This is a genomic window from Pontibacter sp. GD13 (assembly GCF_058216355.1).
This window is the reverse complement of the sequence record NZ_JBYZMQ010000001.1, coordinates 224,261-238,040: the sequence shown is the minus strand read 5'-3', so window position 1 is coordinate 238,040 and position 13,780 is coordinate 224,261. Positions and strand designations below refer to the sequence as shown.

Genomic DNA, 13,780 nt, shown 5'->3' with positions numbered 1-13,780 from the left:
GGTTTATTGAATTCCTTCCGGTTCTTCTACTAAATTACTGCTATACCTCGATATGATCCTGCCGTAATAGCTGGATGTATTGCCCTTTATACCTACTTTGTTCAGTATCATCCCAATTTCAGCCTTCAGTACCTTGTGCGGGAAAAGGAGGGTAAGTAACAGGAACAGAATGCCGCAGGCCACTATCTGGCAAACGAGTATGACTGCTAGTGGTAACGCTGTTTCTCGTAAGAAAATGCTGATCAGGTAAACCACTACAGCGATTACGATACCGTTTAAGACACCCGGCACATAGCAACGCAGCTGGCTGCTGAAATCAAGCCCCAGAATGCGTTTCATAGCGTACTGGTACAAACCCATGCGCACCACCTCGCCAATAAGCACCGCGGTTGCAAACCCTACAATGCCATAACCCCGCAGCAACAGGAAAAGGCCGATCAGGATGACGATATAGATCACTGTGATGACCATTTTCAGGTTTAGCTCAGCCTTCGCATCGCAAACGATCCCGGAAAACATCGTGATAAAGCCAATGGGGACAGCCAAACTTAACACCTGCAAAACCGGGATTGATTCCCCCCACTGTTTACCCAGCAGGATATACACCAGTTCGGGCGCGGCTACCAGAATGCCCAGGCAGGTAGGTATCAGTACAGCGGCCAGTAAGGTGATGCTGGAGAGGTACATCTGGCCGAGCTTCTTCAGGTCGTTTTGCAGCTTACTGAAAGAAGGGAAAATAACCTTTGAAAGCGTACGGGTAATGTTATACATGGGTAAATTCACCAGCATGTGCGCGCGGGTGTAAATACCCAATTTATGCATGCCCAGCAACTTGCCCACCAGTATAATGTGCAGTTGTGAATAAATGTATTCGAGTATCCCCAGGAACGACATCTTACTGCCATAGCTGAAGAGGGCTTTGTAGGCAGACCAGGAAAAAACCGGAAATACAGAGTGCCTGACCATCAGGTAAGAACCCAGGGCTGTAAGGGCCACCTGCGTGAGGGTGGCATACACCAAACTCCAAAAGCCGAAACCGAGGTAGGCACAAACCACCCCAACCCCTAAATAAGACACCACATACGAAATAGTCTCTACCACACCCAATGCCTTAAAACGCATTTCGCGCTGTAAAAGACTTACTGCTGTAGACGACAGGCCATTGAGCATAAAAGACAACGCCATTACGCGCACAATAGGAACCACTTCCTGATTCTCGAAGAATATGGCCGCAGTGGGGGCCGCAAACCAGGTGATCACCGTAAAGAGTATGCCTAAAAGCACAGAGCTGGTAAAAGCGGCCCTGATGTTTGCCTTACTGAGCTCCTCCTTTTGTATGATGGCCTGGTTAAGCCCCATGTTGGCAAAGTAATTGCCAAACCCAAGTATAACCGTTGACAGACTGACTAAACCAAAAGCCTCCGGATCCAGCAGCCGTGCCATAATGGAAGTGTAGCCAATCTGCATGACTGCATTTGCAATGGTGGAGGCGGAAGTCCATTTTAACCCACTAAAAGCCCTTGAAGCTAAGCCTTTACTCATTCCTGCTGCTCATAAACTGATGTGATAAATACGCCTGCCGCTATAAGAAGGGCAGGCGATTTAGATGCTGCTGCGTGTTTTGTTATACGTAATAATAGCTCGCTTTGCGCTTATACCCATACTCATAGGTATTGTTATAATTCAGATCGTTTATCACCATGTAGATGTTTTTGATCTTTTTGGCGGCATGCAATTCATTTACCTGGTTCAGCAAATCCTTGTTCGTATACTTGTGCTTAACCACATATAAGTTAGTGTCGATGTGCTTCATCAGTATAAAATATTCAGACACATACCCGATGGGTGGCGTGTCAATCACCACGTAGTCGTAGGTCTTGCGCAGCTCTTGTATCAGTTGCTCCATACGAGGGGTTTCCAGCAGTTGAATGGCGCTTTCCGGGATGGGCCCGCAAGGCAGGATATCCAGGTTTGGAACATCCGTTTTCTGAATTGCATGCGCAAGTGGCATCTGGCTGTTCTCCAGATAAGAAGAAAGGCCCACCTCATCGCTTACATTGAAATACTTGCTGAATGTTGGCTTGCGCATATCAGACTCAATCAGAATGGTACGCTTACCCGACATGGCGAACTCGTTGCTTAAATTAACCGAGCAGAATGTTTTACCCTCACCTGAGATGGAGGACGTCACCCCGATCACCTTAAAGTTAGTGTCTGACAACAAGTACTGCAGGTTAATCCTGATTGACCTGAATGACTCCGCTATCGCTGATTTTGGGTTGTTCTTTACAGCCAGTTTATCTGCCTTAGTGCCATGTGCGATAACGCCCAAAAAGGGAATATTGGTAATTGAGCTCAGGTCGCCTTTGCCTTGAATGGTGTTGTCCACGTTGGCCAGCAGCACGATAAATGCCGCCGGAACGATCAGACCAATCACCAGGGCAAGCATGTATATGATCTTTGGCTGCGCGTTTACCGGGCCGTTGCCCCAAAAGGAGGCCTTGTCCACAATTTTCTTGTCGGTAGTGTTAGTGGCCAGCGAGATAGCCGCTTCTGCGCGCTTTTCGAGCAGGAAGTCATACTTCTTATCTATAAAGTCGGCCTGGCCTTTCAGATCAGTCAGGCGGCGTTCGTTCTCTGGTTGTTTGGCCAGCGTTGCCTCCAATGTGGCGATGCGCCGATCCACGTCGCGCATGGAGATATCAGCGGAAGAGATAAGGTTCTTAAGGTTCGCCACAATCGCGTTTCTGATACTGGCTATCTTTCCGTCAATCTCCTTTAACATTGGGTTGATCTGGGTGGCGCTGGCCTTGTAACCTGCTTTCTGCTTGTTGAGCTCCGAAAGCTCCAAAAACAGATTGGCTAGTATAGGGTTCTGCACCCCGGCCACGGCAGGCGACACGGCCTCGGTAAATCCCTGGTTGTCCTGTATCTCCTTCAAGATAGCGGCATAATACTGTTTGTCCGTATTCAGTTTAGCCTTGTCGATCTCCATCTGCGACAAACGCTCAAAGGTGCTGTTGGCCTGCATGTCTATGTTCGAGATCCTGTTAGCCGACCTGAAATTGGATAAAGCCTGCTTGCTGTTCTTTAAGGAATCGGTTAGGGTAGCAATCTGGCTGTCAATAAAGTCCAATGTCTTGCGTCCGTTCTGGTTTTTCTCCTCCAGGTCGCGCGCCACGTACGTTTCCATCAGTGTGTTTAGAAAAAGCATTTCCTTTTCCGGTATACTGCCCTTTGTGCTTAGGCGCAACACCCTGGACTCGCGCTCAATCGGCGCGATGCTTAAAGTGGCCAGGCGCTGGTCAACCTGGCTTTTTAAGCTGTTCAGAATAAAGTAATATTTTTTCGCAGGTTTTTCGGTTGCCTGCGCCTTGCTGCGGTACAGCGTAAAATTCATGAGTTTATCATGGAAGGGCTCTCCGAATTTCAGAACTTTTTTAAAATGCAGCTCCGGCTCATAACCCAAAACCTCATGTGAGGCGAAATTATAGCGGGGAAGATGCTCCCCTTCTACTGATATCTCATATTCCTGATCGTTGAGTATCTTTACCACAAAAGGAACATCCACTAACTGCGCTCCGGCGCTATCCATTTTTACGATGTAAGGAGAGTTCTCATACTGCTCCTCCACAATAATGTCAACGCCCGTATTCAGCCAATGGTCCGGTACTTTATAATAGGAGGTGGAAAAGTCGAGTTTATGCAGGGCATCCTTTACCATGTCAGCAGACATGATAAGTCCGATTTCATCCTCTACTTTAATTCCTTTGTTTTGCACGTGCAATATCTCCAAAAGTTCCTGTGCTTTTTTAGAGCCTGTTTCCTGGTCGCCGAGCAGCAGCGTGGACTGGAAAGTATAAATGCGCTCTGAACTCTTCACATAAACATATCCTGCGGCGAGGGCGATGAAAATACAGCCTGCAAACAAATACCATTTTGCTTTAAACTTGAACAACCAGCTTTTCAGGTCGATCTCGTGCTCTTTATTTGGCTTCTTCATTAGGTTAATAGACAAAGTTTAATAATAAAGCCGCAGTCGAAATTACACCGAGCACAGCACTGACAACCACCAGGTTATCGCGTTTGATCTGTGTCTTGCGGGGCTCCACATAAATCACGTCGTTTGGCTTTAAGTAATAGTACGGGGATTGTACGAGGTTAGGGTCTTTAAGGTCAAGCAGCACGATCTCTGTGCCGCCAGGCGTCTGGCGGAAAAGCTTAATATTTTCACGGCTGGCTGCCTGGGTCAAGTCACCGGCCATGCCAAAACCCTCTAATATATTAGCCTGTTCGTTGAAAACATAATAATAGCCGGGGTTGCGTACTTCGCCCAACACGCTTATTTTAAAGCTGATAAGCTTCATCACCACTGTGGCGTCATTGATATACCTGTCCAGGTTCTTCTGCACCAGCTCCTGCGCTTCCAAAGTGGTAAGCCCGGCCACTTTTACGTCTCCCAGTATAGGTAACTTCACGTTGCCTTGTTTATCAATCGAATACCCACTTAGGTAAAGGCTGCTCGGGCCCGAGATACCGAAGGCATTGTTTGGATTGATAATGTTGAACTGTTCCGTGAGTTCAGGCTGCACACTCAACACCTTTATAGACAAAACATCGTTTGGTTGAAGTTGGTATTCTTGGTAGGAAGTTTTAAAAAGGGTGGGCGTGTTTTCCTTAAGGCGTTCATTTTGCATATAAACCAACTCATTCTTCGATATGCATGATGTAATTGCAATACAAAGAAGGAGAGAGCATAAAATCTTTCTCATATGTGTTTTTTAAGGATGATAATGTTAATTGGCTATACTAAGCCTGCTAAATGGAAACTTTGTAGGTTGATGATCCATTTAGGTGCGTAAAAATTGATTTAGCCATATATACTTATCAGGGCGAAAAAAGATGCTGATTCAGGGTAATATTATGTGAAATTAATATGTTGGCGTCGGGAAAAGTGTTAAAAGTCAACTTTAGAATAGCAGACTCCTAAAAGGGGGGGAGAGGGGGTTGTCATGGCGGGCTGGGAGAAAAAAGAAGAACCATTTCGTGGGCCCCAAACTAGGAGCGCAATCGAAATGGTTCACCTCGTGCAAGGGCAGGTTTGCACAGCTACTCTATCCATTTTGTTCTTTTCTGTTTTTCAGGCGCCTTCGGTTGCGCCCGCTTAATTGCACCCGGATGGCGTATTAACTGCTGAGCAAAACCATTCAGGTGCTCTACAATGCCTCCTTTTAACTTCCAACCCATCGGTATAAAACCGGCTACTTCTAGTGCCAGACCTTCCAGGTCTGGAGCAACTATAATATTGTATTCCATATCGTGTATCAACTAACTAGAAATCCAATTTATAAAAAATATTTAAAGTAGATGCCGCACAGCTACGGAAAAATGGTGAAAGAGGTTACATTCTTTTTAATATTTAGTGGTTTGTTCAAATAGTCTTATATTTTGACAGAAAACATGCTTCTTATGTTAAATAAATTATACTTGAGACCAAGGCATGGGATGCAAGTATGTGTCTTTGTATAAAGGTTTGTACAGGAAAAGAGTCTTTGGCAAACTCAGCTTTGCAACCGCCACAGTTGCTTTGCTGGCTACATGTAACAGGTAGTCGTAACTGTGGGTGGTTTTCAGATTAGTGCAGTGTTTCCCGTTCTGGAAGGCAACGCTGCGTGTTAACTTTTCTTCTGCCCAAAACCTGCCCGGGTCATTTCTCCCCAGCTTTTTTTACCTGTAAGCAAGTCGTAGTTGCCTTTAACAGCAGACCAAACCGTTACCGGGTGATAAAGGAAGGGCTCGAGGAGTGCCGTAAATACGAGGCGGAGCATGTATTTGGGATGCTTGTATTGCTGGTATGACCTTTCTTCAAAAAGTATAGCAAACACAGAGATCATGATGGCAAAAGTATAAACCAGTCCAAGGAAGGAGAAAAAATAAACCCAATTTGCATAGCCAAGCAAGGCAAGGGCAAGAAAAAAAAGCAAACCGAAGAACTCAATTAAGGGAGCAAGCCATTCATATAAAACCCATACCGGCAGGCTTATCATGCCTAACACACCATAGCGCCGGTTTAAAATCATCTTACGATGCAGCATTAAGGTCTCGGCAGTGCCGCGGGTCCAGCGGTTTCGCTGTTTATTTAAAATGCTCCAGGTCTGTGGTGCTTCCGTCCAGCAAAGCGGGTCGGGTATAAAAGCTACTTTGCAGGGTTTTTTTTCCTCGTACATGATGCGTCGCATGCGCACCAGCAGTTCCATGTCTTCGCCAACAGTATTATGATTGTAACCGCCGGCTTTGATAACGGTGGCTTTATGGAACATGCCAAACGCACCTGATATCAGAAGCAGCCCGTTGATGTGCGCCCAGGCCATGCGCCCCATCAAAAAAGCGCGGAAGTACTCCAACACCTGCACCCTGGCAATAAACTTGTCGGGCACCTTTACTTTCACCAGGCGCCCGTCTTCCACCACACAGGAATTAGCGATCCGGATTACGCCACCCGTTGCGATTACCTGGCTATTTTCTTCCATAAAGGGCTTCACCAGCTTTAGCAGGGAGTCGGATTCCAGTACGCAGTCAACGTCAATACAGGCGATGTACTTGTTGGCCGATACGTTGATACCCACATTCAGCGCGTCTGCTTTTCCTCCGTTCTCTTTGTCTATGACAACCAGCTTGTTATAAGCAGGGTTTTTGGCCTTATAAATACCCCTCACAGGTTTAGTGGCCACATGTTCGTGCAGCAACCAGCCGACTTTCTCCAATTCGTAAGCCTCCACCAGCAAATCGAGGGTATTGTCTTTGCTGCCGTCATTCACAATTATAACCTCATAATTATTATAATGCAGGGCAAGTAAAGAGCGCACATTATCCACAATGGTCATCGCTTCATTATAGGCTGGTGCAATTAACGAGACAGAGGGAGCAAACTGTGAGGATAAAAGCGATCTGTAATCCACGAAACCGTTGCGACGTTTATAACCCCGCATGGCAATGAAAGAAACCGATGCCAGGGCTAAATAAAGTAAACTAATGCTAATGGCATACAGAAAGACCAGGTGATTAAAAAACACCGCTGTCTGGCTTATATAGGAATGCGCCAGCTCTTTCATAAAGTATAGCCTAAAGCACTCGCCGCCACCGCGTGCATCACATGGTCCGGGTCGTTTTGAATAGCCAATATCTTTTCTTTCCCTTCCTGGCTGCTCATGAAAAGGGCTTTTGCGGCGGCCGCCTGAAGTCGTTTGTCACTATCCAGCAGAAGCTTCTCATAAAAGGGAATGGTCTCCTGGCCTCCGATCACAGGCAGTGTTTTGAGTATTTCCAGGCGGATAACCGTAGTCGCACACGCATACATGCCGGTTAGCACAGGTGCAGCCTCATGGGCTTCCAGGTTTCGGAGTGTCACAATAGCCTCTTCCAATACCCGCTCAGAAGGGTGCCCGAGTAACTGCATGATATGGGGGAGGGCACTGTGCTGCCCGTAATAGGAGATCATGCGAAGACTGAAAACGACAATGGTCTCCTCGGCGTTATTAAGCCATTTTTTAAACTCAGGGATGGTCAGGAGCTCTGCCTTTGTGGCAGCGCGGGCTAGCTGTAACTGTTGCCAGTCGGATAAAGGCTCTTGCAGCTCATCCAAAATGGTGACTAAACCGTTGCTTTTAAGCTTTAGAAGCGCAACTTGCGCTTCCGACCTAATAACCGGGTGCGGATGGTTTACAAAAGAGCGGATAAGCTCCGCGTATTCCCGCATATCCATTTGTGCTAACTCTCCAATGGCGGTCGCTATATCACTCCAATCCTGGGAATAAAGTTTTTGTTTTGCGTATCTGTTTAATCCTAATTGGTTGTAAAGTTTATGCAACTGTTCAGCCGATGCACCGATAACGCTTTTATGCAGGGCCAGTAGATTCTTTAACACGATAGCTCTGTTTTTGGGGCTCAGGACATAGCTAGTCCGGAAAGCCCCCAAATTTTCCGGGGTGTGAGTATCCTCAAAAATATAAACAGATAAAAAAGACTGGATATTTTTTTCGATACGGTTTGTACGTGCCTGGCGGAATCTGTCTATATACCTGCTGATCGTGATAAAGGCAAAAAGAAAAGCGGTTATGGATAAGAAAGTAGCCGAAAGTATAATGTTCGTGCGAAGCACACTGGCTTGCGGCAGAATACTCAGAAAAAAAGATATGTCGCCCTGGGGTTCCATTTTTAAAACTTGTGTTGCAGAGTAAGGCCGGTAGAGAAACGTTTACGGGAACTGCTCTCCGTGTATTTCTCCCATTCATATTGTAATGCTCCTCCCATAAGCAATTTTGGGCCTATACGGAACTGTCCATCTAAACCCACTTTGGTTGCATCCAACCGGTCTATCTCCTGCAAGGCAACCTGTATGGCAGGTGTGCTGCCCTTTGAGAAGGACATATTCAGGTACTCATCGGCATGCTTAAAATACCTCCTGAACTGTAAGATGCCGGTGGCTTGCCAGTTATCGTGTTGGTATTGCACGAAGGGCCGCACTGAAACCCAGTATTTGTTAAAATACTTTCCGACATGGCCTGTGTAAAGCCATACGGTTTCCTGCGCATAGAATAAGGAACGGAAACCCAGGGAGGCCTCCATGTGGTGTGGCAGGATCTTGTAAAGTTCGGCGCCTGCCCGGAAATCAGGAAAGAGCTGGCTTGCAGAGAATCCGGCATTCAGGTAAGCGTAGGTTTTATCGTTCAACCTGGGCCAGGCATCTACCTCGCCCTGAACTGCCCTTTTTCCAAAACGCTCAGCGTAATTCAGTTTCGAAGTAAGGATTCCTTTCGAGGTGTTGCGGGTGTACTGCACAGTGCCCAGCTGCCAATTAGGAATGTCCTGATCGAAGGTTGAGAATTGGTAACTAACGCCTATCAGGTTCAGACGGGCTAAATCTTCAATTTGTGCTTTAAGTGCTATAATGCTGGAGTCCGAAATATTTTGGGCTATGGCAGCCTTTAAAAAGGCAGTTGCCTCGTGGTATTTTTTTAGATCGCGCAAAGCGGAAGCCCTGGCAAGTATGAGCTCAACGGATGTGGGCGCATAGGCCAGGCCTTGCTCTGCGTAGCCCAGGGACTGAGCAGGTTTGCCGTCCCATAGCTCGACAGATGCCAGCACCAAAAGCACCTGCTGGGGAGCGTCAGTGTTTGCCAGGGCAGGCAGAAGTACAGCGCGAGCCGAGTCGTAGGCCTGTTCCCATGCATAGGTGCGCCCGATCAGCAATGTGGCGTCAGTGTAACCTGGCGCAATGGCCAGCACTTGCAGTGCCTTTTGGCGTGCGGCTGCAAAATATTTTTGTGAGGCCAGCTGCTGCGCTTCCTGCAAAAGAGAGTCGGAGTTTAATCCGGACTGGGCAATAGCGCTGCTACTGGTAAAAGTGAGCACGGCAAGGCAGCAAAGAAAAGTAAGCAGCGGGAGTCTCATCGGGAAGAGGAACTGCGAATGAGCAAACGCTTCACCCGCAAGGATAACTCGCCGGGACTAAAGGGTTTGGCAATGAAATCGTCAGCACCCAGCTTAAATGCCTCCATCACAGTGCTTTCTTCGTCGGCGGCAGAAAGCACGATAACGGGCAAGTCCGGGTTAACCGATTTAATATAGGCAAGCAGTTCCATTCCCATCACAAAGGGGAGCATCAGGTCTGTTATGACTAAATGATAGCTTCCGGTCTTCAGCTTTTCCAGGGCTTCTTTGCCTGTGCGCGCCATATCTACCTCATAGTTCTCTTTCTTAAGCCTGAATTCAAGCGCAAGCAGGATCATCTCGTCGTCTTCAATAACCAGGATTTTCATTCCGCCGAAAGTTAAATTATTTTAAGTATGGTGGATATTAAACTGTATTAAGCAAGAAGCGGTTCCAGTTCTACCTGTATGGCTTTAAATATTTGTGCCAGTCTTCTGTGTAAAGCACTTAACTCGGCGCTGCCAAGTCCTGCCGCTATCGCTTCTTCGGTGTCTTTCACTACAAGTTGCATGCTCTCAGCGCCTACCATGGCGGTAGAAGACTTCATTTTATGTGCAATATTTTTTGCTGTCGCTACATCACCCTCCGTTGCCGCCAGATTAAGCTTCTCCAGCTCCGTGGGAACTTGAGTCAGAAACAGCCGGACCATCTCCTTTATAAAATTTTTATCCCCGCCTGACATACGGTGCAAATATGCAAGGTCACAGAGCATCAACGGATTGGTTTCATCAGGAAATGCGGGAGTAAGTTTCTGACTCATCTCTATATCTAATTGCTAGGCTAACCTACTTAAAATGAAAGCGGAACCACGCCAGGTTGGCAGTGATTCTATCCTTGCAAATGTCATTATAAAATTGGTATTTATACAATAAAGGGTAAAAGAAATTTAGTGGCCCCACGAAATCGATTCGGTGTTACAAATGAATGGCATGCAGGTTTTCTCCCGATCTTTCTTTAATTTGCCTCAAACAGTAACACGATGCATATGACCTACAAAGAAAGATTATTAGCTATCCGAAGCCAGATGAAGGGCGAGGGGGTAAATGCTTACATCATTCCTTCTGCAGATCCCCATATAAGTGAGTATCTCCCGGACCGATACAAGTGTATTGAATTTGCCTCGGGTTTTACGGGTTCAGCCGGAACCCTGGTAATTACAGAAGATTTTGCCGGGCTTTGGACCGATGCCCGTTATTTTGTACAAGCCAAGGAGCAGCTGGAGGGCACCGGGTTTGAACTGGTAAAGCTAGGGGTGCAGCACGCACCTGAATACATTACCTGGTTGGGGGAGCGTTTGCAGGAAGGCGCCACAGTGGCTTATGATGCGAAACTGATCTCAGTGGGGCTGGCTCAACAGTTGGAGGCCCTCCTGTCGCCGTTGGGTGTGCAACTTAACAGCGACCGCGATTACCTGAACCCTATCTGGAACGACAGGCCGGGACTGCCTGACGCACCGGCCTATCTGGTGGGTGAGGAGGTCGTGGGCGAGTCACTGGGGAGCAAGTTGGAGCGGCTGCGCGCGGCCCTTTCCAAAAGCAGGGCCGACTATCACCTGATCTCCTCCTTAGACGACCTGGCCTGGCTGTTTAACATCCGGGGCGCTGACGTGAAGTGTAACCCGGTGGTCTTGTGCTTTGCCCTGATCAGCCAGGATAAGGCCATGCTTTTTATTGACGCGACTAAACTGAGCGGGCAGGATCAGCAGAAGTTACAGGATGCCGGCGTAGAGCTAGAGCCCTATGACCTGGTAGAGAAAGCCATTGCCAACCTGCCTGCCAGCAGCATGCTGATCGACCCGAAGCGAAATTGCTTTGCCTTGTTCAAACTGCTGCCAAAGTCGGTGAGAGTGGTGCAGGACACCAACCCAACCACTTTTTTTAAGGCCAGGAAAAACGAGGTGGAGATTGCCCAGACCCGCAAAACCATGATAAAGGACGGCGTGGCCCTGACCCGCTTCTTTAAGTGGCTGGAAGAGAACTTAGGCAAAACCAAGATATCCGAGCTTTCTGTGGCTGATAAAGTGCGTGCGTGCAGAGCCGAACAGGATGGTTTTGTAGGGGAAAGCTTTGATACTATTGCCGGATACAAAGCACATGGCGCCCTGCCACATTACCGCGTGACAAGTGAAAGCGATGCAGAACTGCAGCCGGATGGCTTATTCCTTGTCGATTCCGGTGGCCAGTATACTTCCGGCACAACCGATATCACACGCGTGGTGTCGTTGGGCAACCTGACAGAGGAGGAGCAGGTGGATTATACGCTGGTGCTGAAAGGGATGATTGACGGGTCTACAGCCCGGTACCCGAAAGGAACAAAAGGCTATCAGATTGATGCGATAACCCGCAAACCGCTCTGGGACCACGCCATTAACTTCGGGCACGGCACCGGGCACGGGGTCGGGTTCTTCCTGAATGTGCATGAAGGCCCGCACGTGCTGAACGCATCTCCTACGGCAGTAGACCTGGAACTAGGCATGATCTCGTCGGTGGAGCCGGGGATATACCGTGACGGTAAACATGGCATCCGGATCGAAAACCTGGTGCTTACAGTGCAGGATGAGACAAATGCGTTTGGCGAGTTCTATACTTTCGAGCACCTGACCATGGCCCTGATCGATACCGCGCCTGTGAAAAAGGAGCTTTTGGACGAGCGCCAGATTAGCTGGCTGAACGCCTATCATCAGGAAGTAGTGGAGAAACTCGGTCCGCACCTGCAAGAGGATGAGTTGGCCTGGCTCAAAGAGAAGGCGAAACCGATCTAACCAGCCTTTGCTTAAAAGCAGAGAGCGACTTTGTTTGTTAACGCAAACAAAGTCGCTCTCTTTTCATATTGGCAGGTGTTATTTAGAGTGCCACATCATCATACATTATCCGAGTGCACTGGCACCAATCGCTGATGCCTACTCAGTTTAAGAATTGGAGAGTTTGTTAAACGCACTAATCTTCTGGCTCCTGGTAAGTATCCAGTTTGATCTTTTCGATCAGGAGGTAATTTTTAAACTGGTGGATCAGCTTGTCCATCTCGCGTTCTTTTTCAGTCAGGGCCTCAACCTCTTCATCGGAGGTCTGAAGCACAGGGCGCAGGCGGAACAGGCTATCCTGTAACTGGGGAATAGCTGCCTCGGTATGTTGCCTTACCTCATCGTGCTGCTCTTGCAACAGGCTTTGCTCCAACTCCTGAATGTACAGCTCCAAAAACTCCACCATGTGCCAGGGGTTGTTCGGGCGGTTCCAGGTAAAGGTGGTATTGCAACGGCGACAGCGGTAGGTGTTACTCTTCCAGCCGTGTTCGTTGCTGGCCACGCCGTTTTTCTTCAACATGTCTGCCTTGCCGCATTTGGGGCACTGGGCATTGTCCTCTATCACCTTCTCCAGCCGCTCGCGCTTGTCCAGGATGGCAGCACGGTTTTTTGCATGGCTGTACAGCTGCGTTTCCAGGTTCTCACAGGCTTTTGTAAGCTGCTCGTGTTCCTGGCTCAGCTCACCGGTTTCCATAAGCAAGGCGGCGCGCTTACTAAAAAAACGAATAAGCTTAACTAATTCTCTCTCGTTGGCCTTCAATGCTGTATTATCCATATAAATAAGCTTTATACAAAGGTACTAAATTTCATTTAACTCCTTAATAATACCTCAATGGGCCTCTCTCAGGCGCTTGTAAATCCGGATGGCCAGCATCAGGATAAGTGAGAAAAGAATGAGCCCTATAATACCCCAAAGCATACTCAGCGAGCTTTTCAGCACCACCAGGAACACAATGCTGATCAGGAAAAGCGTTGCTACCTCGTTCCAGATGCGTAAAGCCGTAGAGCTATACCGGACAATGCCCTGTTGCTGTTGCCTGAAAATCTGGTGGCAGAGAAAATGATAGCCATACAGCCCTGCCACAAAAGCCAGTTTCCAAATGAGCCAGCCCGGTAAGGAGCCATACAGGTACAGCATGGTGCCACCAAATACAAGGGTAAGCACAGCCGAAGGCCAGGTAATGCCATACCACAGCCGCTTTTGCATGATCGCAAACTGGTTTAACAATATGGATCTCTCCGGCTCTGGCTTTTCAGCGGCTTCTGCATAGTAAATAAACAAACGCACGATATAGAACAAGCCCGCAAACCAGGTGACTACAAAAATGATGTGCAGCGCTTTTATATAGAAGAAGTAGCTCATGGGGGCAACAGGGTTTCTGCAAAGGTAATTGAAATGTTTAATTGCGAGAAAGCGGCGGTTGCGAAAAAGCGCAGGTCCACAGGTTGCTTTCTAAGGTGCAGCACCGGAACGTTATCTATGCAAAAGTA

At 47.9% G+C, this 13,780-nt stretch carries 12 protein-coding genes; 1 reads left to right on the top strand and 11 read right to left on the bottom strand.

Features of this window, described 5'->3' with window-relative positions; all coding sequences use genetic code 11:
• Positions 1-3: 3 nt before the first annotated feature.
• The 9 genes from AC4BAN_RS01035 to AC4BAN_RS00995 form a co-directional block, all read right to left on the bottom strand.
• Positions 4-1,542 carry a lipopolysaccharide biosynthesis protein gene (locus AC4BAN_RS01035; RefSeq protein WP_490562500.1) on the bottom strand — a complete coding sequence of 513 codons (1,539 nt, stop codon included), beginning with the start codon at positions 1,540-1,542 and terminating at the stop codon, positions 4-6.
• Between the two features lie 82 nt (positions 1,543-1,624).
• Positions 1,625-4,003, bottom strand: a complete 2,379-nt coding sequence (locus AC4BAN_RS01030) for a GumC family protein (RefSeq protein ID WP_490562499.1) — start codon at positions 4,001-4,003, stop codon at positions 1,625-1,627.
• Positions 4,004-4,007: 4 nt separating this feature from the next.
• Positions 4,008-4,697 carry a polysaccharide biosynthesis/export family protein gene (locus tag AC4BAN_RS01025; RefSeq protein ID WP_490562498.1) on the bottom strand — a complete coding sequence of 230 codons (690 nt, stop codon included), beginning with the start codon at positions 4,695-4,697 and terminating at the stop codon, positions 4,008-4,010.
• A 412-nt stretch (positions 4,698-5,109) separates the two neighbouring features.
• On the bottom strand, positions 5,110-5,316 hold the full coding sequence (locus AC4BAN_RS01020) for a hypothetical protein (RefSeq protein ID WP_490562497.1): 207 nt from the start codon (positions 5,314-5,316) through the stop codon (positions 5,110-5,112).
• A 359-nt stretch (positions 5,317-5,675) separates the two neighbouring features.
• Complete coding sequence (locus AC4BAN_RS01015; RefSeq protein ID WP_490562496.1) at positions 5,676-7,112, bottom strand: glycosyltransferase family 2 protein; 1,437 nt, start codon at positions 7,110-7,112, stop codon at positions 5,676-5,678.
• Complete coding sequence (locus AC4BAN_RS01010; protein ID WP_490562495.1) at positions 7,109-7,756, bottom strand: HEAT repeat domain-containing protein; 648 nt, start codon at positions 7,754-7,756, stop codon at positions 7,109-7,111. Before AC4BAN_RS01010 ends, AC4BAN_RS01015 begins: the two co-directional genes overlap by 4 nt.
• A 458-nt stretch (positions 7,757-8,214) precedes the next feature.
• Complete coding sequence (locus AC4BAN_RS01005; protein WP_490562494.1) at positions 8,215-9,450, bottom strand: YaiO family outer membrane beta-barrel protein; 1,236 nt, start codon at positions 9,448-9,450, stop codon at positions 8,215-8,217.
• Complete coding sequence (locus tag AC4BAN_RS01000) at positions 9,447-9,818, bottom strand: response regulator transcription factor (protein ID WP_490562493.1); 372 nt, start codon at positions 9,816-9,818, stop codon at positions 9,447-9,449. Before AC4BAN_RS01000 ends, AC4BAN_RS01005 begins: the two co-directional genes overlap by 4 nt.
• Positions 9,819-9,865: 47 nt before the next feature.
• Entirely contained in the window at positions 9,866-10,249 is a 384-nt protein-coding gene (locus AC4BAN_RS00995; RefSeq protein WP_490562492.1) for an Hpt domain-containing protein, read from the bottom strand.
• A gap of 225 nt (positions 10,250-10,474) precedes the next feature.
• Here AC4BAN_RS00995 and AC4BAN_RS00990 point away from each other — a divergent pair, with 225 nt between their 5' ends.
• On the top strand, positions 10,475-12,250 hold the full coding sequence (locus tag AC4BAN_RS00990; RefSeq protein ID WP_490562491.1) for an aminopeptidase P family protein: 1,776 nt from the start codon (positions 10,475-10,477) through the stop codon (positions 12,248-12,250).
• 175 nt (positions 12,251-12,425) lie between these two features.
• Here AC4BAN_RS00990 and AC4BAN_RS00985 read toward each other — a convergent pair whose 3' ends face one another.
• Complete coding sequence (locus tag AC4BAN_RS00985) at positions 12,426-13,064, bottom strand: hypothetical protein (protein ID WP_490562490.1); 639 nt, start codon at positions 13,062-13,064, stop codon at positions 12,426-12,428.
• Positions 13,065-13,118: 54 nt separating this feature from the next.
• Positions 13,119-13,652 carry a CopD family protein gene (locus AC4BAN_RS00980; RefSeq protein WP_490562489.1) on the bottom strand — a complete coding sequence of 178 codons (534 nt, stop codon included), beginning with the start codon at positions 13,650-13,652 and terminating at the stop codon, positions 13,119-13,121.
• Positions 13,653-13,780: the final 128 nt, after the last annotated feature.